Source organism: Agromyces agglutinans (assembly GCF_009647605.1).
In the GTDB taxonomy this organism is placed as follows: domain Bacteria; phylum Actinomycetota; class Actinomycetes; order Actinomycetales; family Microbacteriaceae; genus Agromyces; species Agromyces agglutinans.
Map to the genome: position 1 here is coordinate 66,193 of NZ_WJIF01000002.1, position 23,148 is coordinate 89,340.

Sequence of the window (23,148 nt, forward strand, 5' to 3'; positions counted from 1 at the left end):
CAGGAGCACGCGTATCGAGACCGCCGGCGCCGGCGCTACGCCGTGGCGCGCACCAGCGGGTTGAGGGATGCCGCGCGCTCGCGCGCCTCGGGCAGCCCCACGACGGCGAGCCAGTTGCCGAGCATGCGGTAGCCGCCCTCCGTGAGCACCGACTCGGGATGGAACTGCACGCCGAAGATCGGCGCGGACTCGTGGCGGAGCCCCATGATGACGCCGCCCTCGGTGCGACTCGTGACCACGAGCGCGTCGGGCACGGTGCCGTCGACGACGGCGAGCGAGTGGTACCTCGTCGCCGTGAAGGGCTGCGGCACGCCCTCGTAGAAGGCGCTGCCGTCGTGCTCGATGCGCGAGGTCTTGCCGTGCATCAGTTCTTCGGCGTTGGTGACCACGGCACCGAAGGCCTCGGCGATCGCCTGGTGTCCGAGGCACACCCCGAGCAGCGGCTGACCGCTCGCCACCGCGGCCTCGACGGCCGGGATCGACACGCCGGCGTCGGCGGGCTTGCCGGGACCGGGTGAGATCAGCACGCCGTCGTACTCGGCCATGCGGGCCGCCGCGTCGGATGCCGCGAAGGCGTCGTTGCGCACCACCTCGGTCTCGGCGCCGAGCTCCTGGAGGTAGCCGTTCAGCGTGTAGACGAAGCTGTCGTAGTTGTCGATGACGAGGATTCGGGTCATTGCTCCACCGTGACGTCGATCGGGTTGAGGATGAGGTCGACCCAGGGGAAGACCCACGTGAAGAGGGCGTAGACGACGCCGGCGGCCAGCACGAGCACGATCAGCAGCCGCACCCACCAGGGGCCTGGCAGCACGCGCCAGAGCGCTCCGTACATGTCAGTTCTCCCAGCTCGCGACGGCGTCGGCGATCTCCGCCGGCGGGTTGGCCGCACCCGGCTGCCACGACTCGAGCACGCCGTACGCGATGATGCGCTCGGCGGTCGAGTAGAGCGGGTTGCAGCTCGTGAGCGTGATGATGCGGTCGGTCGGCTGCAGGTCGGGGTGGTGCGGCACCGGTGAGAGCACGTCGACCGTCTCGGGCGTCACGTACTCGAAGTCGCGGAAGCGGTACGTGTACCAGCCGTCCTTCGTCTGGATGTAGATGGCGTCGCCGAGCTGCAGCTGCTCGATCTCGTGCATGCCGCCGCCGTACGCGCTGCGGTGCGCGGCGATCGCGAAGTTGCCGACGGCGCCCGGCATCGCGGTGCCCGGATAGTGGCCGACGCCCTGCGAATAGCTGTTGAGCACATCGAGGCCGATGCCCTCGGCGATGTTGCGGACCGAGTCGAAGGTTTCGGGCGCATTGAACCGCGGGACGTACATGACCGCGAAGGACTCGCCGTTCGGGTACTCGGTCGCGTCGACGATCGGTTCACCCGGATCGACGGGTGCGGCGGCGGGATCCTCGGTCGCTGCCGGCTCGCGCTGCGCGCGGTCGTTCTCGGCCCATGCCGCGCTCAGTTCGGATGCCGCCTCCGACTGCTGGCCCGCCATGATGGCATCGTTCCACCACAGCTGCCAGCCGAGGAACAGCAGGATGAGCGCGCCCGCGGTGAGCAGGAGCTCGCCGAACACCCCGACGACGCTCACGCGCGGACGTCGCTCGGAAGCCTCGCGTCGGTCTTCGGCACGCCGCGCGTCGCGCCGGGAACGGCGATCGTCGGGCAGCGGATCGGACATAGGGGCGATTCTAGCCGCGGTGGGTGCGGGCTCCGCTGGGAGACAGCGCGCGGCTCCGCTAGAATCGCCCGCATGGCACGTACCAAGTCCCCCAAGCCCGCGCGCGCGGAGGTCGCTCCCGGCGAGGAGGCCCCGAACCCCGTCTGGTTCAAGCCGGTGATGTTCGGCTTCATGCTGCTGGGGCTCGCGTGGATCCTCGTGTTCTACATCTCGGGTGGCGCGTTCCCCGTGCCCGACCTCGGCTCGTGGAACATCCTCATCGGCTTCGGCATCGCCTTCGTCGGCTTCCTCATGACGACCAGGTGGCGCTGACCGGCGACGACGCGAAAAGGGCGGATGCTGCGGCATCCGCCCTTTTCACATGGTTGTCCCCAATTGTGCACAGCCTGTGGAGAACCGAGAAACGCGGAATTCCGCGGATCTTCCGAATAACACCGGTGTGATTCTCCCCAGCCTGTGGAGAACATGTGGATAACCTGCGGCCAGCGCCGGATCCGCCTGCGCGGCGAATCAGTACAGCGGGAAGAGGAAGAACCGCAGGCTGAGCACCACGAGCACCGCGACGAGCGCGATCAACAGCCCGACCTGCAGGCCCTGCTGGTTGCGCTTGCGGGTCTCGACGAAGATCAGGCCCACGAGCGCCCCGACGACGAGCCCGCCGAGATGCGCCTGCCAGGCGATGTTCCAGCCCGGCACGAAGCCGATCACGAGGTTGATGCCGAGCAGCACGAACAGTTGCGTGGTATTGCCGCCGAGCCGGCGCTGGATCACGAGGAACGCACCCATGAGGCCGAAGATCGCACCGGACGCCCCGACCACGCCCGTCAGCGGGTCGCTGAGCCACAGCACGCCGACGGAACCGCCGAGCCCGGCGATGACGTACAGCGCGAGGAATCGCCACCGGCCGAGCAGCCCCTCGAGCAGCTGACCGAAGATCCACAGCGTGTACATGTTCAGCAGCACGTGGAAGATGAGCGCCGTCGAGTGCACGAACACCGAGGTCAGCATGCGCCACGGCTCGAAGTTCTCGGGGATCGAGTACACGCCCGCGTACAGCAGCCGGTCGGTGATCGCGAGCCCCGGGATCAGCTGGAGCAGGAACACCGCCACCGTCACGCCGATGAGCGAATAGGTGACGACGGGCGCGCCGCGACCGGCCGCCGAGCGCACGCGCGTGAGCACCGCCGGCTTCGTCTTGGGAGCCGAGGCGCGCTGCTCGCGCATGCACTCGGGGCAGATGACGCCGACCGGCGCCGGAGTCTGGCATTCCCCGCAGATCGTGCGGCCGCAGCGCTGGCACAGCACGAAGCTCGGGCGATCAGGATGCCGGTAGCAGTACCCGCTCCGGTCGCCGGCGGCGTCGCTCACCGGGTCAGCGCGCCTCGACGGTGACGCGCTCGATGACGATGTCGTCGAGCGGCTTGTCGCGGCCGTCGGTCGGTGCCTTCGCGAGCTTGTCGACGACGGCCTGGCTTGCGGCATCCGTCACCTTGCCGAAGATCGTGTGCTTGCCCTGCAGCCACGTCGTCGGGCCGACGGTGATGAAGAACTGCGAGCCGTTCGTGCCGCCGCCCGTGATGCGGTCGAGGCCGGCGTTCGCCATGGCGAGCACGTAGGGCTCGGTGAAGTCGAGCTCGGGGTTGATCTCGTCGTCGAACTGGTAGCCGGGCCCGCCGACGCCCTGGCCGAGCGGGTCACCGCCCTGGATCATGAAGCCCGGGATGATGCGGTGGAAGATCACGCCGTCGTACAGCGGGTCGGTGCTCTTCTTGCCGGTGGCCGGGTGCGTCCACTCGATCTCGCCGGTCGCGAGACCGACGAAGTTCTTGACGGTCTTCGGCGCGTGGTGGCCGTAGAGCTCGACCTCGATCGGCCCGTGGTTGGTGTGCAGCGTGGCGACAGCGGTAGGAATCGGCATTCCCATATTCTCTCACGCCCCATTTCGTCAACCGCCATGCCCCAACTGGACTCCCATCCCGTTTCCAGCCGGTTCGGTGGCAAGATGGGAGAACTCGCTGCACAACGATGGAGGTCGGTATGAGCCTGTCACGCAAGCGCAAGAAGGAACTCAAGCGGTTGCGCGCGAGTGCGGAGGAGTTGTGGGGGAACCAGCAGCACGTGCTCGACGAGGCCAACGCCATCGCGCGTGAGGCCAGCCGCCAACTCGGCAACCTGACCCGCGAAGAGGTCGTGCCGCGCGTGCGAACCGGATACGAGACGTACGTGCGCCCGGGCTTCGAGCAGGCCAAGGGCCTCGCTCGCACCGCGGGCGACACCGCCGAGCGCACGCTGGGCAGCGTGCTGGGCTCGGTGCTCTCGATCGGCGACATCGCCAACGACGTGCGGGTGAAGCGCGCCGTCGGGCGGATCTCGCCGCGCGCGGTGGCCGTCGCCGAGAAGAAGAACGGCCCGGGCTTCGGCACCTACGTCGCGATCGGCGCCGCGGTGGTCGCGGCCGCCGGTGTCGCGTACGCCGTGTGGCAGACGTTCCGAGCCGACGACGAGCTCTGGGTCGCCGACGACGAGCCGCTGCCGCCGACGGGAGCGTCCCCGGCATCATCGCCCGACTCTCCCGCGCTCTGACGCACCGCTGATCGAACGGCCTCCCGCTTCCGTGGGAGGCCGTTCGTCGTCTGCGCGCCGATTTCCGCCGTCCCTCAGGGCCTGCACTGAACATTCGGGCGAATTCCCGATTCGTGCGCATCGATGCTTGCGCCCGCGGCCGAAACTTCGCTAGTGTCCTTCTCGGTTCGCTGAATTTCTGAGAGGAGTGATGACCGATGATGCAGCTCACGTATACGCCGTCCGGCTTCGCCCTCACCAGCGCCGCCGGCTGAGCCAGCCCGGGCTTCGCACCTCGCGAACGCCACGCTGAAGGCTCCACGCCCCGTGCCGATGCGGTTGTCCGCCGTCTGACGCACGATCCGCGTCGATCGACGCCGTCGCCGGAGCGACCGCGTCCGACGCGATCCCTCCTCGGATGATCGCCTCCGATCGCCGACGCGACGCCATCTGATCGCGTCGGCGCGCAGGTCGGCTCCTCCGCTGCTGTCGATGCGTGGATGCCCCGCTCGTCGACCTTGCAGGAGGCCTCGACGCGCTCGAGACATCCGCACCGAACCCACTCACCCGCACCACCGCCGATCTCGCGACCGCGCGACCGGCATCCTCGAAGAAGAAGAACAGAAGGAAAACGTGAATACCACGCTCACCGCCCTCAGCTCCGCAGGGAGCACCGACCAGGTCCGCCGACGAGCACGTCTCGCTCGCGAGCGGCTCGCGATCCGGATGGGCCTCGCGCTCGTCGCGTGGGGTCGCCGCCAGGACGCGCGCCTCACGCACGAGGCCGTGGCCCAGTCCCGCCGCAACGCCGCCATCGGTTCGTCGCTGCGCGACGGCGCCTTCGCCGGCGTGACCATCTCGACGCGCGCGTCGCTCTGACGGCCATGGCCGCCGCCCAGGGAACGCCGCCAGAACGACCCCGTCCGCTCCGGACGGGGTCGTTCCGCGTTCGGGGATCGTCCGGGTCGCCGGCCGGGTCGATCCACCCGAACCCTGTGGACGCTCAGGCGACGGGCGGCACCCCGTCGGCCGGTTCGGCGGCGTTCAGCCGCAGCGCGATGTCGACGAGGCCGACGCGCTTGAGATCCGGCACCTCCGCGAGCGTGAACCAGCGGGCCTCGTCGCTCGAACCGCCGACCTCGTTGCGCAGTTCACCGCCCGTCACGGTCGCGCGGTAGACCACGCGCATCGCGTAGAGCGGCGCGGCCCCCCGGTGCCGCTTCGACGCCCCGATCACCATCGTGTCGATGCCGAGGAGCCGATCGATGGATGCCTCGTACCCCGTCTCCTCGAAGATCTCGCGCCGCGCAGCCTCCGCCGGATGCTCGCTCCCCTCGATGCCGCCCCCGGGAAGCGCCCAGCCGGATCGGCCGTGCTCGTTCCAGTGGGACAGCAGCATGCGGTCGCCGTCGATGATGACGCCGTACGCGGCGATGCGGATGTCCATGCCCGTCACTGTACCGGCGCGGCCTCCAAGGCCCGCAGCCCGCCGAGGCTCGCGCGAGCACGGCCCTCGTGCTCGACGACGACCACGAGCACCGCATCGCAGTGGGCGCACCGGCCGACGGATCCCATCGCCGTGCGGAAGACCACGAGCCCTGCGACCGGACCCCGTGCCCCGCAGTGCGCGCAGGACGCGATCATCGCCGTGAGGTCGACCCCGAACAGGTCGGCCAGGTCGCCGGCCAGCGCGTTCCCATCGACGTGCTGCATCATGCCCCTCCGAATCGCTCGGTGCGGATGGCCTCGGGGGCGTGGCCGGCCGCGACCAACCAGCCCGCGACCGCCTCGACGAACGGCGTCGGTCCGCAGATGAAGATCCTGGGCCGCTGCTCGACCGGCCAGGCGAGCTCGGCCACCAGGTCCGGCGTGAGGCGGCCGGGCGGGCGGGCGGCTCCGGCCGGGGCATCCCTCGTGTAGACGAGGTCGAGCCCGAGGCGCGTCGGCGCAGGCGCCTCGGCGAACGCGCGGAGTTCGTCGGCGAAGAACACGTCGGCGGGTGTGCGCACCGAATAGAGCAGGCGGAACGGCGTGGCATCCGCCCCCTCGTCGTGCGCGGCCGCCATCGCGACCAACGGGACGACGCCCGAACCGGCGCCGATCAGCTGGACCGGACGGAGCGGGGACGCCTCAGCCCCCGCCGCCGCACCGCCCGGGCGCCAGACGAAGTAGGCACCGAGCGGTCCGTGCACCTCGAGTTGGTCGCCGGCACGCAGGTCGTGCACGAGGAACGGCGATACCTCGCCCTCGGGCACCTCGGCGACGGCCAACACCACCCGGGTTCCGTCACCCGACGAGGCGATGGAGTAGGACCGGGTCGCCTGGTAACCGTCTGGTGCGGTCAGCCGCAGGTCGAGGTGCGCACCGGCCTCGTTGCCGGGCCAGGTCGGGACCTCGAGGGTCAGGCGCCGTGCGGTCGGCGTCTCGTCGCGCACCTCGGCGACTGTCGCGACGTGCCAGGCGGCGCGCGTCACCAATAGCGCTCCTCGGTCCACGGGTCGCCGTGCAGGTGGTAGCCGTTCTGCTCCCAGAAACCCGGGTCGTCGGTCGGCATGGTGACGAGGCCGCGGATCCACTTCGCGCTCTTCCAGAAGTAGAGGTGCGGCACGAGGAGGCGGGCCGGGCCGCCGTGCTCGGGATCGAGGGGCTCGCCGTCGGCCTCGAACGCGATCCACGCCTGGCCGTCGAGCAGCTCGTCGAGCGGCACGTTCGTCGTGTAGCCGCCGTAGCTGTGGGCCATCACGTAGTCGTGGCTCGTCTCGACCTCCTCGAAGATCCGGTCGAGCGGCACGCCGCGCCAGGCCATGCCGAGCTTCGACCAGTGCGTCACGCAGTGGATGTCGACGGTCACGTCTTCGACGCCGAGCGCCTGCATCTCGTCCCACGACCACTCGTGGCGGCCCGATTCGGTGCGTACCTCGAAGCGCCACTCGTCGGTCGAGACGTCGGGGGTCGGCCCCGCCGACAGCACCGGCCAGTCCTCGACCAGGGTCTGCCCGGGGGGCAGCCGTTCGTCTCGATCGCGCGACCGACCCGAGAACCCTCGCGTGATGAACGACATGTCGTGCTCCCTCCGCTCCTGCTCACGTTAGTGAGGGCGGCGGCGGATGTCACCGCAGCTCGAGGATCCCCGTCGGCTCCGACCAGTCGGAACCGGTGCGCAAGCGCTCGGCGACGACCCGCTCGAGCCGGGTGCGCGGCTGCACGGCGTCGGCGTCGCGAACGCGCTCCGCCGATTCCCGGAAGACGAAGCGGGATGCCTCGGCGCTCGCCTCGGCGCTCGGCTCCACGTGATCGACGAGCTGGAACCGGCGGGCGAAGGCCGCGATGTTGCTGTCGGGCAGCTCGGCCTGCAGCACGGGATCGAGCAGCCAGCTCGTGCACTGCAGGCGATCGGCGCGCGTGAACGCCGCGATGCGGGCGATCGATCGGTCGACGGCGCCGGGATCGAGCGGGCCGAGCTCGGGGATGTGGACCGCGTGCCCGTACCGCTCGCGACGGCGGGAGACCTGCAGGCGGCCGAGCTCGACGACGTCGCCGCGCAGGATCTCGAGCAGCCAGTCGAGCACGTTCGCGGCGCCGTAGAGGCGATGCTTGCGGCCGACGTCGAGCAGGGTCGCGCGCGTGACGTCGCCGGGGATGCCGAGTCGGCGGTGCCGCGTCAGCGCATCGGGGACGAGCTCGACGAGGGAGGCCAGGAGTTCGGCGTCGCTCGCGTCGGTGTCGACCTGGACGGCATCGCTCGCGACGCCGACCGGGCCCGACGCGTCGGGATGCGGCTTCGACTCGCTCAGCACAGCCGCGCGCAACCGAGCGGTCACGTCCGGCCGGGCGGACGCCTCGACCGGCGCCAAGCCGAGCACCTCGGCGTCCGTCGCGGCCGCGGCGCCGGGGAACGCCGACGGCGCGGGGCGGTTGTGCCGCCCCACGCCATCGTGCCGATCGGGGATCACCGGGTGAGGACGGTGCTCCCGATCGACAGCCAACCGTCGACCGAGGCATCCTGGTCGGCGTTGGCGAACCGGACCGGCTGGCCGGTCGCAAGCGGGTTCGTGCCCTGCACGAGCACCGTGTAGCGGCCGGGGCGGACGCCGCTCGTGCCGAAGTCGCCCTCGAAGCGCACCTGCTCGCCGCTGGCGACCTGGTCGAGGGTCCACGGCGAGGTCCACTGCTCGACCACTCGGCCGCGCGAGTCCGCGAGCGCGATGGTGATCGGCCAGTCGTAGGCGAACGGCGCGATGCCGACGTTCTCCACGGCGATCGCGACATCGAGCCGGTCGTCTCGGTCGTCCCGATCGCCGCGGCGCGGCGGCGCCTCGACCGCGGCCTCGACGACCCGCAGCGAGTAGCCGAGCGACCGCGCACCGTCGATCGCCCGCTGGCGGTCGGCACCCGTGTACCCGGTCGCGAACGCGTAGTGGTTGATGAGCCAGCTCGCGTGCGTCACCTCGACGCTGCCGGCGAAGTCGTTGTCGCCGCCCTCCTGGATCACGGGGCATCCGGCCTCGCTGAAGATGCACGACTGCAGCTCGGGCCGCAGTTCGCCGCCGATCGAGTTCGTCTTCCACTTCTCGGTCGCGCCCGCTGCGATCATCTGGTCCATGAAGTACCAGCCGTACGGGCTCGGCTTCGTCGTGAGCGCGAACGAGTCGTCGTGGTAGCCGACGTCGAGGTTCGCATTCGCGGCACTCGGGTACCGCACCTCGATGTCGGTCTCCTCGAACGCGTCGATGAAGTCGGCCAGCACGTCGGCCTGGTGCTCGGCGGTCGGCATGCGGTCGGGCAGCCCCGCCTCGCCGTTGTACGGCCAGGTGTGCCACTCGCCCCAGAACCCGATGAGGCCGGCCTGGACGAATCCGAGCCGCGGATCGCCGTCGTACCGCGCGCCGAACTCGGCGACGAACGCGTCGAGCGCGGCGATCAGGTTCGGGTCGTCGTAGTCGGGGATGACGCTCGTCGAGTTGCCGAACTCGGTGTACGGGTAGGTCTCCAGCCCCCCGTCGAGCAGGAACTGCGGGATGCCGCTCTCGCGCTGCGGGTAGTCCAGGTAGAAGCGCATGGTGGTCTGGTGCCCGCGGGCGGCCACCTCATCCAGCGTGGCCTCGACCGTGGTCCAGTCGAACGTCGACGGCCCGGTCATCACCGCGTTCAGCGGGAAGTACGACCACTCCATCGAGTGCGGGAAATCGGGGTAGTCGCCCGCGAACGGGATGAACCCCTTCAGGGGGTTGCTCTCAGGCTCCCCCGCCGGCGCGAGCGCCCGCCACTCGTCGTGGGCGGGGCCACGACCGTCGCCGTGTTCCGCGACCGCGGCGGGCACGGCGCCTCCGAGCGCGAGGGCGAGCGCGGCAGCGAGCGCCGCGCCCCCGATGAGCGTTCTCCGAGCTGACGACGTCGTCATGTTCGACTCCTTTGATCGGTTCCGACCGCGCTGGATCAGTTGGCGATCGTGCTGGGTGGTGCCGGATAGGTGACGAACGGGCCGAGGTCGACCACCCGGTCGTCGATGCGGAACACGTAGCGGCCCAGCTGGGCCACCTCTTCGCGGCGTTCGAGCCAGTCGCGCAGCTCGAGCACCTCGTCGTCGGCGAGCCAGTCGACCGGATCCGAGGTCGACTTGAAGCCGAGGACGGTCGCGAGATCCTCGAGCAGGCGGCGCTGGTCGTCGTCGAGCAGGCTCCGCCGGCGGCGGAAGTAGACGACGTCGGGGTCGGTCTCGAAGACGGGCCGAAGCCAGCTGCGATGGATGGAGGCGAGGAACGCGTTCTTGGCGCCGACGCCCGTCGGGTCGCCCGGGCGCTCCGCGTTCTCCCAGAAGGGGGCGACATCGGGCCCGACGCGCACGCCGTCGAAGACGCCGGCGGACGCGATGATCGGCACGCCGCAGCCGAGCAGGTAGACGTCGTCGCCGACCGTCTCGCGGATGAGGGCGACGGCGTCGCGGTAGGCCTGCTCGCGGTGCACGGGTTCGCTGCGACCGCCCTCGAGGGCGCCCGCGTACATGAAGTCGAGCTTGAGGTACGTGAAGCCCCACTCGCCGACCACCCGGGTGAACAGCTCTCGGAGGTGCGCCTTCACCTCCTCCTGCGTGGTGTCGAGCGCGTAGTACGGCCCGCCCCAGTTGTACCCGGCGACCATCGGCCGGCCGTCGGTGCCCTGCACGAGCAGGTCGGGACGATGCACCGCGAAGTCGGAGTGCGGCAGGGCGATGAGCGGCGACAGCCAGAGCCCGGCCCGGAACCCCGCGTCGGTGATCGTGCGGACCGTCGCGGCCATGCCTGACGGGAAGCGCTCGTTCGCCTCCCAGTCGCCGACCGACCGCTCCCATCCGTCGTCGAGCTGGACGACGTCGAACGGCAGGTCGGCGAGGTCGGCCACGGTCCGGCGCACCAGGTCTTCGCTGATGTGCTCGTAGAACGAGTACCAGCTGCACCACACCCGTCCCGCCCGGCCCTCGCGCGCGCCGAACCGCTCGGCGACGAGCTGCGCGTAGCGCGTGAACACCTCCTGCTCGGGACCGCGGGCGAGGAACCACTCGCCGTCGGGCTCCTCCACGGTCCCCCAGAGGGTGGTGGCCGTGGCCCCCACCCTCGGGGCGCCCAGGCCGAGCGCCCCGAGGAGGAGGATCTCGCCGTCCGCCAGCGCGATCGCACCGACCGCGCTGCCCGAGTGGGCGTGCGGGGTGTCGTTCTTCGCATCGTCGGCGGTGAGCAGCCGTTCGGGGCTGCCGTGGATGCGCAGGGGCGCATCGCCGACGTGCCGCCAGCCCGACGGGCTCCACGAGTTCCAGCCGTGACGGAAGAACTCGGTCGCCTCGACCGGGTGGACCACGGTGACCGACCCCGACGGGATCAGGTACTCGCGGTCCCCGAGGGCGCGGGGTGCGCCGTCGGCCCGGAGCGGCAGTGACAGGTCTCCGAGCTGGACGAGTCCGGCGAACTTGGCGAGATCGATGAGCATGTTTCGGTCGTTTCCTTTACTCGAAGAGGGCGTTGACCTTGGCGTTGGCGTCGGTCAGCGCCGCCTCGGCCTCGGCCGTACCCAGGGCGACGCTCTGGATGGCGTCCTGGACGATCTGGTTCATCTCGGCGCCGTTGTAGCTGATCGGGATCAGGAACGTGCCGTCCTCCTCCTCGGAGTACGAGAGGAAGACGGAGGCGTCGAGCCCGAGCTCGGCGCGCGCGGCGACGGATGCCTCGGAGGCCGCGGTGTCGGCCGGGAAGATCACGCCCGTCTCACCGACGACCGACTGGCAGTCGCCCGACGCCAGGTACTTGATCCACTCCCACGCCTGGTCCTTGTGCTCGCCGCCCGCGTACATCGCGTCGCTCAGCCCGTTGATCGCGGACTTGCGCCCCTCGGGGCCGGTGGGCAGCGCCGCGAAGACGTAGTCGGCCGCGACATCCTTGAACATGAGCTGGTTGAAGGAACCCATGCTCGTCATCGCGCCCGCGCCCGACTGGAGCACCTCGAGCCGGGAGAGCGTCGACTGCTGGTCGAACGGCGGCGCGTACCCCTTCGCCTGGAGCGACGAGATCCAGTCGATGGTCTCGACGAGCTCGGGCGAGTCGAAGTTGAACTCCGTGCCGAACGGGTTCACGTCGGAGTAGGTGAAGCCGTTGGACTGGGCGAGGTTGCCCCACAGGTTCTGGCCCGCGGAGCCGTCGGCCCACTCGGGCAGGAAGCCGTAGACGGCGACGTTGTCCTTGTCGAAGGCGGGGTCGTCGCCGTGCCTGCCGGCCTGGTCGACGGTGAGCTTCGCGATGGCCTCCTCGAAGGTGCCGCCGTCGTCGGGGTTCCAGGTGAGATCCTGCAGGCTCGCCTCGTCGAGGCCGGCGTCGGCGATCGCCTGCTTGTTCACGACCAGGCCGATCGTGTCCCAGTCCTTGGGCAGGCCGTAGCGTGCACCGTCGACGACCCAGATGTCGCTGAGACCCGGGACGTACGCGTCGAAGTCGACGGCCGAGTCATCCTCGTCGAGGAAGGGCTGGAGATCCTCGATCTGCTTGTCGGCGACGAACTGCGGGTAGTACGAGGCCTGGTTGACCCACACGTCGGGGGCGCTGCCCGCGGCGATCTGCGTCGCGAGGTTGGTCCAGTACTCGCCCCAGCCGTACTGGGTGATCTCGACCTGAATGTCTGGGTTGGCCTCGGTGAACTCGTCGGCGCACTGCTGGTAGGCCGGCAGTTGCGCGTCGTCCCACAACCAGTAGTCGAGGGTGACGGCGCCGCCGTCGTCTCCGCCGGCGGCGGAGCATCCCGCGGTCATCGCGAGGACGATGCCCGCGGTGGTGATCCCTGCGAGGCGCAGGGCGGTGTTGCGCTTCATGATGGCACGCACTCCTTCGTCGTGTGTTGCTGATGGGTGTTGCGGATGGATGGGACCTTCACTTGATGCCGGTGAAGTTCAGGGACTCGACGATGCGACGGCCGAGGAAGACGAGCAGCAGCGCGACCGGGATCACCGAGAGCGTGGACGCCGCCATCAGGCCGGTCCAGTCGGGTTGGGTGTTCGGCGACTGCTGCAGGTAGACGCCGAGCGCGACGGTGACGGTGCGCACCGACTCGTCGCGGCCGATGAGCAGCGGCCAGAGGTAGTCCTTCCACGCCCAGACGACCGTGATCAGCCCGATCGTGATCAGCGGCCCCTGCGACATCGGGAGCACGACCCGCCAGAAGATGCGGATCTTGCCGGCGCCGTCGATCATCGCGGCCTCCTCGACATCGCGCGGGATGTTGAGGAAGAACTGCCGGAGGAAGAAGAGGGCGAACGGCGTCATCAGCAGGCTCGGCGCGACCATGCCCCAGACCGTGTTGAGCAGGCCGAGGTCGCGCACGAGCACGAAGTTGGGCAGCAGCGTGAAGATGCCGGGCACCATGAGGGCGGCGATGAGCAGGCCGAACAGGAACTCGCGGCCGCGGAATCGCAGGCGGGCGAACGCGTAGCCGCCCATGGCGCAGAACAGCGTCTGGAAGAAGCCGATCAGTGCGCAGTACACGATCGAGTTCCACACGTAGAGCGCGAAGTTGATGGATGCCCCGCTGCCGCCGGCCGCGCGCGTCTCCTCGGCGGAGAGCAGCCCGAGCACGCGGGCGAAGTTGACCATCGTCGGGTTCGTGGGCCAGAGGTTGCCGGCGTCGCCGATGATGTCTGCGGCCGGCGTGAGCGCCGACTTCACCATCCAGTAGAAGGGGAACAGGGTCGCCACGAGCGCGAAGACGAGGATCGTCCAACCGATGAGGCGGGCCGGGGTGAGCCGGCGCCCGCTGCCTCGCGGTGGTCGCGGCGGTTCCGCGGGGGCGGGTTCGAGTTGGACGGGCGGGAGGGCGGTGGTCGTCATCGAGTCCTCCTAGGCGATCTGGGATTCCGAGGCGCGCAGGAGGCGCAGCTGGATGAAGGTGAGCACGCCCAGGATCAGGACGAGCAGGATGGCCATCGTCGCGGCGTACCCCATGTCGAAGTACGTGAACGCCTGTTGGTAGATGTAGTAGTAGATGACCCTCGAGGCGTTGACCGGTCCGCCCTTCGTGGTGACGGCGATCGTGTCGAAGATCTGGAACGACCCGATGAGCGACACCACGAGCACCAGCGCGAGGATGGGACGCAGCAGCGGCAGCGTGATCCGGAAGAAGGTTCGGAACTCGCCGGCGCCGTCGATCGCCGCCGCTTCGTAGGTGTCCTGCGGGATCTGGAGCATCCCGGCGTAGAAGAGGAGCGCCGTGTACCCGACATAGGCCCACGTGTTGATGAGCGAGATCGTGGGGATCGTGAACGACGGGTTGGTGAAGAAGCCGACGGCGTCGAGGCCCATCGATTCGATGACCTTGTTGATGAAGCCGAGGTTGGTGTCGAGCAGCCACAGCCAGATGAGAGCGACGGTCACGTTCGGGACGAGCCACGGCAGCAGCAGGGTCGTTCGCAGCACGACGGAGCGGGTGAGTCGGTGCATGAGCGCCGCGAGCACCAGCGCGATGATGGTCTGCGATCCGACGTTGATGAGGACGTAGGCGAAGGTGACCGCCATCGAGTTCCAGAACTCGGGGTCCTGGAGGACATTCGCGTAGTTCTCGAGGCCGATGAACTCGGGCTCGGCGAGCAGGCTGTAGTCGGTCAGCGACCACCAGAAGCCGCGGATCGCGGGGTACAGGTAGAAGATGCCGAAGCCGATGAGGACGGGGGCGATGAAGAACAGGGCCACACGCCCGTCTCCCCTGGGCCGTGATCGCCGCGGCGTCGACCGGAGGGTCGTCGGCGGCCGCGTCGGTGCCTCGCGCAATGCAGTCATCGGGTGCCTCTCAGCGCCCTGCTGGACCGGCCGGCATTGGCGCAAGTGAACGGGTGAATCGGGTGTGGGAACCGCTAGTGTTGGGGGTAGCGGGTTAATAATCCAACATGGCGATATAAAAAGCAAGATGGAGGAACGGATGTCCCGGGAGGCGATGCTCAGTGCGTCGACAGGGTCGATGGGGAGTCGGTCGCTGCTGCGAAGGATGAACTCCCTGGGCGTCCTGCGCGCGGTGATGGGTGAGGCGCAGACGCTTCGCGAACTCGCCGCATCGTCCGGGCTCTCCCGGACCGCGGTCGACGCGGTGGTCTCGGACCTCGCCGCCATGGGTTGGCTCGCGGCCTCCGACGCGGCATCCGTGCGCGGTGTCGGCCGGCCCGCGATGAGCTACGGCGTCCCGCGCGAGATCGGGTGCTTCCTCTCGGTCGACATCGGCGCGAACCATGTGTTCGCCGTCCTGACCGACCTCACGGGCGCCGTACTCGGCCGCACCTCGGAGCGGGTCTCCGAAGCGGATGACGCGGAGACGCGCATCGCCGTCACGTTGGAGCTCTGCGACCGCGTGCTCGGCACCGCGGGCCTCGACCGCGGGGCACCGTGGATCGTCACCGTGGGCTCCCCCGGCGCGATCGGATCCGATGGTCGCATCCTGCACTTCGGCGGCACCGGCATGCCCGGGTGGGTCGGGCTCGACCTGCGCGAACGATTCGCGGCCGAGTTCGCCGGTGCCGTGCTCGTCGAGGGCGACGTGCCGCTCGGCGCGCACGCCGAGCTCGCCTTCGGCGCGGCACGAGGCCTCAGCGATGTCGTCTACGTGCTGTGCGGGAGGCGAACGAGCGGTGCCGCCATCGTCGGCGGTCGCGTGCACCGCGGCGTGCACGGTGCTGCCGGTACCGTCGGCGAGATGCCGGAGCTCAAGTGGGCCGAGCTCAACGAGCAGTACGGGCGCGACGTACTCGGCAGTCCGCGGCCGACCCGAGAGCAGATCTTCGACCTCGCGCGGTCGGGCAACCCGGCGGCCATCGCCGCGGTCGACGAGTTCGCCGACGACCTCGCCGTCGGGGCGGCCGCGATGACGCTCGCGTTCGATCCCGAGGTGCTCGTGATCGGCGGGGGCAGCGCACCCGGCGCCGACGTGTTCCTCCCCCGCTTCGAGGAGACCCTCGCGCGGATCTGCCCCCTGCCGCCGACCGTAGTCGCGTCGACCCTCGGGTCGGAGGCCGTGGCCATGGGCGGCATCAGCCTCGCCGCCCGGCACCTCGACGCCGTGCTCGAGGACGCCGTCGCGACCGGCACCGCGTTCCCCGACCCGCAGCAGGCGAGGCGGTTGGTGCGGGCGTGAGCGGTTCATGCCGGACACCAGGCACGAGATGGGAAGAACCCCTGGTCGACGACCAGGGGTTCGGGATGAGTGGAGCCTAGGAGATTCGAACTCCTGACATCCTGCTTGCAAAGCAGGCGCTCTACCAACTGAGCTAAGGCCCCGAGGCGGCTGCCGTGGCATCCGCGGGATGTGGAGTTGTCTGGGTGGGGATACGAGGACTTGAACCTCGGACCTCTTCGTTATCAGCGAAGCGCTCTAACCGCCTGAGCTATATCCCCGGGGATCCTTCGGCCGTTTCAGGCCGAAGGAAAGCCTACCCGACAGCCGACGAAAGTCCGAATCGGGGTCTCGATACGGCGCTGGCGCGCCTACACGACCGCCGGGTGGGCGTCAGTTGTTGGTGAAGCCGACGAGCAGGCCGCCCGTGATGCGCACGCTGAGGTTGTACAGCACCGCGATGACCGCACCGAGCACCGTCGTGACGACGAGGTTGATCAGCGAACCGACCACCGCGAAGCCCATGACGTTGCCCAGCGAGAGGAACGCCGTGAGATCGGTGCCCGAGCCCGCGACATCCTGCACCAGGTTGTTCACCAGGTCGAAGATGCCGGTCGAGTTCAGCACCGTCCACACGAGGAACGACGCCACGATGTTCACGATCGCGAGGCAGATCGCCACGAGGAACGACAGCTTCACCGTCGACCAGAAGTCGATGTACACCAGGCGCAGGCGAACCTGCTTCGCCGGCGGGCGACGGTTGGACTTGCGGGCCAACTTGTCGGCGACGCTACTCATGAAAACGCTCACTCCTCTTCCGCGACGGGGGCCGCATCGGGCTCGGTGCCCTCCGGGTCCTCGTCTTCGACGAGGTTCCGCTCGGAGTTCTGCGCGACCGCGATGATGCGATCGTCCTGCGCGAACTTCGCGAAGACCACGCCCATCGTGTCACGGCCCTTCGCGGGCACCTCGGCGACGTCAGAGCGTACCACCTTGCCGCTGGCAAGAACCACAAGGACCTCGTCGGTGCGCGAGACGATCAGCGCGCCCGCCAGATCGCCGCGTTCGCCGTTCAGCTTGGCCACCTTGATGCCCAGTCCGCCGCGCTGCTGCTTGCGGTACTCCTCGATGCGGGTGCGCTTCGCGTACCCGCCCTCGGTCACCACGAACACGTAGGTGTCGGTCGCGCTGAGCTTCTGCCCGGCGACCTCCTCGACGTCCGAGGCATCCGCATCGTCATCGGAGGAGGCGACGACGGATGCCTCCAGCAGCGAGTCGTCACCGCGGAACGACATGCCCTTGACGCCCGAGGTGGCCCGGCCCATGGGGCGGAGCGCCTCGTCGGTGGCCTCGAACCGCAGCGACATGCCCTTGCGCGAGACGAGCAGGATCTCGTCCTGCTCATCGGCGAGCATCGCCGAGACGAGCTCGTCGCTCTCGCGCAAGTTGATCGCGATGACGCCGCGGGAGCGGTTGGTGTCGTACGCGGTCAGCTCGGTCTTCTTGACGAGCCCGTCGCGGGTCGCGAGCACGAGGTAGGTCGCCACCTCGTAGTCGCGGATGTCGAGGATCTCGGCGATCTGCTCGTCGGGCTGGAGTTCGAGCAGGTTGGCGACGTGCTGGCCCTTGGCGTCGCGGCCGCCCTCCTGCAGTTCGTACGTCTTCGCGCGGTACACCCGGCCCTGGTTGGTGAAGAACAGCAGCCAGTGGTGGGTCGTCGTGACGAAGAAGTGCTCGACCACGTCGTCGGCGCGGAGCGCCGCGCCCCGCACGCCACGGCCACCGCGGTGCTGCGAACGGTAGTTGTCGCTGCGCGTGCGCTTGACGTAGCCGCCACGCGTGACGGTGACCACCATCTCCTCTTCGGGGATGAGGTCTTCGATGGACATGTCGCCGTCGAAGCCGGGGATGATGTGCGTGCGCCGCTCGTCGCCGTACTTCGCGGCGATCTCGCGCAACTCGTCGGCGATGATCGACCGCTGACGCGTCGGCGTCGCGAGGATCTCGCGGAAATCGGCGATCTGGCGCTCGATCTCGGCCGCTTCGTCCATGATCTTCTGGCGCTCGAGCGCCGCGAGGCGACGCAGCTGCAGCTCGAGGATGGCCTTCGCCTGCACCTCGTCGATGTCGAGCAGCTCGATCAGGCCCGAACGCGCCTCGTCGACCGTCGGCGACCGGCGGATGAGCGCGATGACCTCGTCCAGCGCGTCGAGCGCCTTCAGGTAGCCGCGCAGGATGTGCGCGCGGGCCTCGGCCTCGCGCAGGCGGTACTCGGTGCGGCGGACGATGACGTCGACCTGGTGGTCGACCCAGTGCGCGATGAAGCCGTCGATCGAGAGCGTGCGCGGCACGCCGTCGACGATCGCCAGCATGTTCGCGCCGAAGTTCTCTTGGAGCGACGTGTGCTTGTACAGGTTGTTCAGCACGACCTTCGCGACCGCGTCGCGCTTCAGGATGATCACCAGGCGCTGGCCCGTACGGCCCGAGGACTCGTCGCGGATGTCGGCGATACCGCCGATCTTGCCGTCCTTCGCGAGGTCGGCGATCTTGATCGCGAGGTTGTCGGGGTTCACCTGGTACGGCAGTTCCGTGACGACCAGGGCGGTGCGACCCTGCACCTCTTCCACGTTCACGATCGCGCGCATCGTGATCGAGCCGCGGCCCGTGCGGTACGCGTCGATGATGCCCTTCTGCCCGAGAATCTGCGCCCCGGTCGGGAAGTCGGGCCCCTTGATGCGCTGGATCAGCGCCTCCTGCAGCTCCTCGCGCGTGGCGTCGGGGTGTTCGAGCGCCCACAGGGCACCCGCGGCGACCTCGCGAAGGTTGTGCGGCGGGATGTTGGTCGCCATGCCGACCGCGATGCCGACCGAGCCGTTGACCAGCAGGTTCGGGAAGCGGGCGGGCAGGACGGTCGGTTCCTGCGTACGGCCGTCGTAGTTGTCCTGGAAGTCGACCGTGTCTTCCTCGATGTCCCGCACCATCTCCATGGCGAGGGGGGCCATCTTGGTCTCGGTGTACCGGTGCGCGGCGGCGCCGTCGTTGCCTGGCGAACCGAAGTTGCCCTGGCCGAGCGCGAGGGGGTAGCGCAGCGACCACGGCTGCACGAGGCGCACCAGCGCGTCGTAGACCGAGGAGTCGCCGTGGGGGTGGAACTGCCCCATGACGTCGCCGATGATGCGGGTGCACTTCGAGAACGCGCGGTCGGGGCGGTACCCGCCGTCGTACATCGTGTAAACGACGCGGCGGTGCACGGGCTTCAGTCCGTCGCGCACGTCGGGCAGCGCACGCCCGATGATCACGCTCATCGCGTAATCGAGGTACGACCGCTGCATCTCGAGCTGCAGGTCGACCTGGTCGATGCGCCCGTGGACGCCGGGGCCGTCGGTGCCGGGCTGGCCCGGCTCGATCACGTCAGATGTCAAGGAAACGCACGTCCTTCGCGTTCTTCTGGATGAAGTTCCTGCGGCTCTCGACGTCGTCGCCCATGAGCGTCGAGAAGATCTCGTCGGCCGCCGCGGCGTCGTCGACCGTCACCTGCAGGAGGGTGCGCGACTCGGGGTTCATCGTCGTGTCCCACAGCTCCTGGTGGTTCATCTCGCCGAGGCCCTTGTAGCGCTGGATGCCGTTCTCCTTCGGGATCCGCTTGCCGGCCGCGGTACCCGCGGTGACCAGCGCATCGCGCTCGCGGTCGGAGTACACGTACTCGTGCTCGGCATTGGTCCACTTGATGCGGTAGAGCGGTGGCTGCGCGAGGTACACGTAGCCCATCTCGATCAGCGGCCGCATGTAGCGGAACAGCAGCGTCAGCAGCAGCGTCGTGATGTGCTGGCCGTCGACGTCGGCGTCGGCCATGAGCACGACCTTGTGGTACCTGGCCTTCTCGGGGTTGAAGTCCTCGCCGATACCCGTGCCGAACGCGGTGATCATCGCCTGGATCTCGGCGTTGCCGAGCGCCCGGTCGAGGCGGGCCTTCTCGACGTTCAGGATCTTGCCGCGCAGCGGCAGGATCGCCTGGGTGTCGGGGTTTCGCCCCTGCACCGCCGAGCCGCCGGCCGAGTCGCCCTCGACGATGAAGATCTCGGAGATCGAGGCATCCTTGCTGGAGCAGTCCTTCAACTTGCCGGGCATGCCGCCGCCCTCGAGCAGGCCCTTGCGCCGGGTCGCCTCGCGAGCCTTTCGCGCCGCGATGCGGGCGGTGGCCGCCTGGAGCGCCTTGCGGATGATCTCGCGCGCCTGCACCGGGTTGCGGTCGAACCAGTCGCCGAGTTGGTCTCCGGTGACGCGCTGGACGAACGACTTCGCCTCGGTGTTGCCGAGCTTCGTCTTCGTCTGGCCCTCGAACTGCGGCTCGCTGAGCTTGACCGAGATGACGGCGGTCAGCCCCTCGCGCACGTCGTCGCCCGAGAGGTTGTCGTCCTTCTCCTTGAGGATGCCCTTCTCGCGCGCGTACTTGTTGACGAGCGTCGTGAGCGCCGCGCGGAACCCCTCTTCGTGGGTGCCGCCCTCGTGCGTGTTGATGGTGTTCGCGTAGGTGTGCACCGACTCGGTGTACGCCGTCGTCCACTGCATCGCGATCTCGAGCGCGATCTTGCGATCGGTGTCCTCGGACTCGAAGGAGATGATCTCGTCGTTCACGAGCTCGGCGCGCTTCGACCGGTTCAGGTACTCGACGTAGTCGACGAGACCCCGCTCGTAATGGAAGGTGTCGGTGCGCGGCCCCTCGACCGGGGCATCCGTCACGTTGTCGACGTCGGCCGGATCCGCCTTGTCGCCGGCGTGACGCAGGTCGGTGAGCGTGATGCGCAGGCCCTTGTTGAGGAAGGCCATCTGCTGCAGGCGGGCCCGCAGCGTCTCGTAGTCGTACTCGACGGTCTCGAAGATGTCGCGGCTCGGCCAGAACGTGGTCGTGGTGCCGGTCTCGTCGCTCGCCTCGTCTTTCGAGAGGGGCGCCATGGGCACGCCGACCTCGTAGGCCTGGCGCCAGACGTGGCCCTGCCGGCGAACCTCGACCTCGAAGCGCGACGAGAGCGCGTTGACGACGGATGCACCGACACCGTGCAGGCCACCCGAGACCGCGTACCCGCCGCCGCCGAACTTGCCGCCGGCGTGCAGCACCGTGTGCACGACCTCGACGGTCGAGCGGCCCTCGGTCTTGTGCCGGTCGACCGGGATGCCTCGGCCGTCGTCGATCACGCGGATGCCGCCGTCGGCGAGGATCGTCACGTCGATGAGGGTGGCGTAGCCCGCGAGCGCCTCGTCGACCGAGTTGTCGACGATCTCGTACACCAGGTGGTGGAGGCCGCGCGGGCCGGTCGAGCCGATGTACATGCCCGGCCGCTTGCGAACCGCTTCGAGGCCCTCGAGAACCTGGATCTCATCTGCGCCGTATTCAGGCGCGCGCTCGGCCTTCGTCGGTTCCGCTGTCATGGGTGAATCGGGCTCCAAACCGTCGTACTGGCGACGATCGATCCTATCAAACGGAGGCATCCGAGCGACCCCGGACCGGCCGTCTGAGGCGATTTCACACCCGGCTCGACCGTTTTCGCCTTCTCAGCCGTAGGTATCGCGCGGACCGCGCCCTGGAACCGATCTGGGACCCCATTTCCAGGTGGGGGCGTCCGGCCCTTGGAACCGGATGGTCTCGACGCCCGCGCCCGGGTAGCGCTCGAGGATGCGGGCGACCAGGTCGGTGCGCATCATGCGCAGCTGCGTCGCCCACGCCGTCGACTCGCACCGCACCTGCAGCACGCCCCCCTCGATGCCGATCGGCTCGGAGTGGCGCGCGGTGTCCTCGCCGACCACCTCGGCCCACGACGCGAGGAGTTCATGCTGCGAGAGCGGGCCGCTCCAGCCGAGCTGGCTCGACAGTTGGTCGATCGCGTCGCCGAGCGCGCGCGGGTCGCGACCGGGCGTGAACGGCTCGCTGCCGGTGCGCGGCGTCGCACGGCGCGACGACCGCGGTCGCGGGCGGTCGTCGCCGAAGATCTCGCGGAAGTGCCGATAGACGCGGGATGCCTCGGAGGTGGGGCCGCGGTCGGGCACGCCCGCGCGGCTGGGCGTCGGCGTGCGGTCGGGCGCCGGCGTGCGGTCGGGCACGGGCATGCGATCAGGCATCGGCGGCCTCCGATTCGACGATGCGACCGGCCTCGATGTGCACGATCCGGTCGGTCAGCGGTGCCGGCACGTCTTCGAGCACGGCCGCGGTCACCAGCACCTGCTCGAAGCCCGCGATCGCGCCCGCCAGTCGCTCGCGCCGCAGGCGGTCGAGTTCGGCGAACACATCGTCGAGGATCAGCACCGGATCCCCCGTCGCCGAGTCGCGCCGCAGCAGCTCGGCGGATGCCAGGCGCAGCGCCAGCGCGAACGACCATGACTCGCCGTGGCTCGCGTAGCCCTTGGCCGGTAGGCCGTTCAGCAGCAGGAGCGCGTCGTCGCGATGCGGGCCCGCGAGCGTCAGGCCCCGCTCGAGCTCGCGGCTGCGATGCGCGCGCAGCGCGGTGGCGAACCGTTCGGCGGTCGCTCCGGTCGGCCCGGTCGCGCCCTCCTGCCCGTCGTCGGGTGCGGATGCCTCGGGCATGGCGTCGTCGGGATCGGCCCCGTCTATCGACAGCACCGGCCTGACGGCCGGCCCGTGGTCGGCGTCGACGATCGACCGGTAGGCCGCCTGCAGCGGTTCGGCCAGTTCGCCGATCAGCGCGACCCGCTGGTCGATGATCTCGGATCCGAGTGCGACGAGACGTTCGTCCCAGATGTCGAGCGTCGGCAGGGCATCGGCGCGCAGGCCTCGAGCCCTGGCGCTCTTGAGCAGCGTATTGCGCTGCTTCAGCACGCGGTCGTAGTCGCCCATGACCCCGGCGAGTCGAGGGGCGCGCTGCACGAGCAGCTCGTCGAGCAGGCGACGGCGCACCGAGGGCTCGCCGCGCACGATGGCGAGATCCTCTGGGGCGAACAGCACGGAGTGCACGTACCGAGGCAGGTCGCGGGGTTTGGCCGGCGAGCGGTTGAGCTGCGCCTTGTTGGCGCCCTGCCGGTTGATCTGGAGCTCGGCCAGCACCCTCCGGTCGCCGTGGGCGAGCAGCGCTCGCACGATCGCGGCGTCGGCACCGGCTCGCACCAGCGCCTGGTCGCCGGAGACCCGGTGGGATCCGAGCGTCGCGAGGTACCCGATGGACTCGACGAGGTTCGTCTTGCCCTGGCCGTTGCGGCCCACGAGCACGGTGGCCCCGGGCGTCAGCTCGAGCTCGGCGCGCGCGTAGTTGCGGTAGTCGGTGAGGGAGAGGCGTTCGACGTGCACGCTGGCGGC

At 69.4% G+C, this 23,148-nt stretch carries 24 protein-coding genes and 2 tRNA genes; 4 read left to right on the forward strand and 22 right to left on the reverse strand.

Features of this window, described 5'->3' with window-relative positions:
- Nucleotides 1–35: 35 nt before the first annotated feature.
- The 3 genes from GE115_RS03490 to GE115_RS03495 are packed head-to-tail and all read right to left on the reverse strand — an operon-like array spanning nucleotide 36 to nucleotide 1,676.
- Nucleotides 36–677, reverse strand: a complete 642-nt coding sequence (locus GE115_RS03490) for an anthranilate synthase component II (protein WP_153683433.1) — start codon at nucleotides 675–677, stop codon at nucleotides 36–38.
- Entirely contained in the window at nucleotides 674–832 is a 159-nt protein-coding gene (locus tag GE115_RS18290) for a hypothetical protein (RefSeq protein ID WP_172979676.1), read from the reverse strand. Before GE115_RS18290 ends, GE115_RS03490 begins: the two co-directional genes overlap by 4 nt.
- 1 nt (nucleotide 833) lies before the next feature.
- Nucleotides 834–1,676 carry a class E sortase gene (locus tag GE115_RS03495; protein WP_153683434.1) on the reverse strand — a complete coding sequence of 281 codons (843 nt, stop codon included), beginning with the start codon at nucleotides 1,674–1,676 and terminating at the stop codon, nucleotides 834–836.
- Between the two features lie 72 nt (nucleotides 1,677–1,748).
- Between GE115_RS03495 and GE115_RS03500 the strand changes: the two genes are divergently transcribed.
- Nucleotides 1,749–1,988, forward strand: a complete 240-nt coding sequence (locus tag GE115_RS03500; RefSeq protein ID WP_153683435.1) for a cell division protein CrgA — start codon at nucleotides 1,749–1,751, stop codon at nucleotides 1,986–1,988.
- Between the two features lie 198 nt (nucleotides 1,989–2,186).
- On the opposite strand, the gene GE115_RS03505 is transcribed toward GE115_RS03500, so the two are convergent.
- Together GE115_RS03505 and GE115_RS03510 are read right to left on the reverse strand one after the other, a co-directional pair.
- The gene (locus GE115_RS03505) at nucleotides 2,187–3,044 is read right to left on the reverse strand and encodes a rhomboid family intramembrane serine protease (protein WP_312854865.1); all 858 of its coding nucleotides are present in this window, start codon (nucleotides 3,042–3,044) and stop codon (nucleotides 2,187–2,189) included.
- 4 nt (nucleotides 3,045–3,048) lie between these two features.
- Entirely contained in the window at nucleotides 3,049–3,594 is a 546-nt protein-coding gene (locus GE115_RS03510) for a peptidylprolyl isomerase (protein WP_153683437.1), read from the reverse strand.
- Nucleotides 3,595–3,713: 119 nt separating this feature from the next.
- Between GE115_RS03510 and GE115_RS03515 the strand changes: the two genes are divergently transcribed.
- A complete protein-coding gene (locus tag GE115_RS03515) occupies nucleotides 3,714–4,259 on the forward strand; it encodes a hypothetical protein (protein ID WP_153683438.1) in 546 nt (181 codons plus the stop codon).
- Nucleotides 4,260–4,871: 612 nt separating this feature from the next.
- Nucleotides 4,872–5,117, forward strand: coding sequence for a hypothetical protein (locus GE115_RS03520; RefSeq protein WP_153683439.1), 246 nt, complete (start codon nucleotides 4,872–4,874; stop codon nucleotides 5,115–5,117).
- Between the two features lie 124 nt (nucleotides 5,118–5,241).
- On the opposite strand, the gene GE115_RS03525 is transcribed toward GE115_RS03520, so the two are convergent.
- The 10 genes from GE115_RS03525 to GE115_RS03570 are packed head-to-tail and all read right to left on the reverse strand — an operon-like array spanning nucleotide 5,242 to nucleotide 14,524.
- Nucleotides 5,242–5,685, reverse strand: coding sequence for an NUDIX hydrolase (locus GE115_RS03525; RefSeq protein WP_153683440.1), 444 nt, complete (start codon nucleotides 5,683–5,685; stop codon nucleotides 5,242–5,244).
- 5 nt (nucleotides 5,686–5,690) lie between these two features.
- On the reverse strand, nucleotides 5,691–5,954 hold the full coding sequence (locus tag GE115_RS03530) for a DUF6510 family protein (protein ID WP_216648743.1): 264 nt from the start codon (nucleotides 5,952–5,954) through the stop codon (nucleotides 5,691–5,693).
- The gene (locus tag GE115_RS03535; RefSeq protein ID WP_312854866.1) at nucleotides 5,951–6,712 is read right to left on the reverse strand and encodes an FAD-binding oxidoreductase; all 762 of its coding nucleotides are present in this window, start codon (nucleotides 6,710–6,712) and stop codon (nucleotides 5,951–5,953) included. Before GE115_RS03535 ends, GE115_RS03530 begins: the two co-directional genes overlap by 4 nt.
- Complete coding sequence (locus GE115_RS03540; RefSeq protein WP_153683442.1) at nucleotides 6,709–7,299, reverse strand: molybdopterin-dependent oxidoreductase; 591 nt, start codon at nucleotides 7,297–7,299, stop codon at nucleotides 6,709–6,711. Before GE115_RS03540 ends, GE115_RS03535 begins: the two co-directional genes overlap by 4 nt.
- A 49-nt stretch (nucleotides 7,300–7,348) precedes the next feature.
- Nucleotides 7,349–8,167, reverse strand: a complete 819-nt coding sequence (locus tag GE115_RS03545; protein WP_153683443.1) for an acyltransferase domain-containing protein — start codon at nucleotides 8,165–8,167, stop codon at nucleotides 7,349–7,351.
- A gap of 20 nt (nucleotides 8,168–8,187) precedes the next feature.
- Entirely contained in the window at nucleotides 8,188–9,639 is a 1,452-nt protein-coding gene (locus tag GE115_RS03550; RefSeq protein WP_153683444.1) for a DUF4832 domain-containing protein, read from the reverse strand.
- A 35-nt stretch (nucleotides 9,640–9,674) separates the two neighbouring features.
- Nucleotides 9,675–11,198 (reverse strand): glycoside hydrolase family 36 protein, encoded by a 1,524-nt coding sequence (locus tag GE115_RS03555; RefSeq protein ID WP_153683445.1) that lies wholly within the window; start codon nucleotides 11,196–11,198, stop codon nucleotides 9,675–9,677.
- Nucleotides 11,199–11,214: 16 nt separating this feature from the next.
- Nucleotides 11,215–12,567 (reverse strand): ABC transporter substrate-binding protein, encoded by a 1,353-nt coding sequence (locus GE115_RS03560; RefSeq protein WP_246190532.1) that lies wholly within the window; start codon nucleotides 12,565–12,567, stop codon nucleotides 11,215–11,217.
- A gap of 58 nt (nucleotides 12,568–12,625) precedes the next feature.
- The gene (locus tag GE115_RS03565) at nucleotides 12,626–13,579 is read right to left on the reverse strand and encodes a carbohydrate ABC transporter permease (protein WP_153683446.1); all 954 of its coding nucleotides are present in this window, start codon (nucleotides 13,577–13,579) and stop codon (nucleotides 12,626–12,628) included.
- 9 nt (nucleotides 13,580–13,588) lie between these two features.
- The gene (locus GE115_RS03570; RefSeq protein ID WP_153683447.1) at nucleotides 13,589–14,524 is read right to left on the reverse strand and encodes a carbohydrate ABC transporter permease; all 936 of its coding nucleotides are present in this window, start codon (nucleotides 14,522–14,524) and stop codon (nucleotides 13,589–13,591) included.
- Between the two features lie 205 nt (nucleotides 14,525–14,729).
- Here GE115_RS03570 and GE115_RS03575 point away from each other — a divergent pair, with 205 nt between their 5' ends.
- Entirely contained in the window at nucleotides 14,730–15,866 is a 1,137-nt protein-coding gene (locus tag GE115_RS03575; protein ID WP_246190533.1) for an ROK family protein, read from the forward strand.
- Between the two features lie 70 nt (nucleotides 15,867–15,936).
- Here GE115_RS03575 and GE115_RS03580 read toward each other — a convergent pair.
- The 7 genes from GE115_RS03580 to recF form a co-directional block, all read right to left on the reverse strand.
- A tRNA-Ala gene (locus tag GE115_RS03580) sits at nucleotides 15,937–16,009 on the reverse strand.
- Nucleotides 16,010–16,052: 43 nt separating this feature from the next.
- Nucleotides 16,053–16,126: transfer RNA gene (locus GE115_RS03585), tRNA-Ile, on the reverse strand.
- Between the two features lie 112 nt (nucleotides 16,127–16,238).
- Entirely contained in the window at nucleotides 16,239–16,643 is a 405-nt protein-coding gene (locus GE115_RS03590) for a DUF3566 domain-containing protein (RefSeq protein ID WP_153683449.1), read from the reverse strand.
- Between the two features lie 8 nt (nucleotides 16,644–16,651).
- Entirely contained in the window at nucleotides 16,652–19,177 is a 2,526-nt protein-coding gene (gyrA, locus tag GE115_RS03595; RefSeq protein WP_376765695.1) for a DNA gyrase subunit A, read from the reverse strand.
- 79 nt (nucleotides 19,178–19,256) lie between these two features.
- Nucleotides 19,257–21,272 (reverse strand): DNA topoisomerase (ATP-hydrolyzing) subunit B, encoded by a 2,016-nt coding sequence (gyrB, locus tag GE115_RS03600; protein WP_153683451.1) that lies wholly within the window; start codon nucleotides 21,270–21,272, stop codon nucleotides 19,257–19,259.
- 123 nt (nucleotides 21,273–21,395) lie between these two features.
- Nucleotides 21,396–21,959 (reverse strand): DciA family protein, encoded by a 564-nt coding sequence (locus GE115_RS03605; RefSeq protein WP_246190534.1) that lies wholly within the window; start codon nucleotides 21,957–21,959, stop codon nucleotides 21,396–21,398.
- Nucleotides 21,952–23,139, reverse strand: coding sequence for a DNA replication/repair protein RecF (gene recF / locus GE115_RS03610; protein ID WP_312854869.1), 1,188 nt, complete (start codon nucleotides 23,137–23,139; stop codon nucleotides 21,952–21,954). Before recF ends, GE115_RS03605 begins: the two co-directional genes overlap by 8 nt.
- Nucleotides 23,140–23,148: the final 9 nt, after the last annotated feature.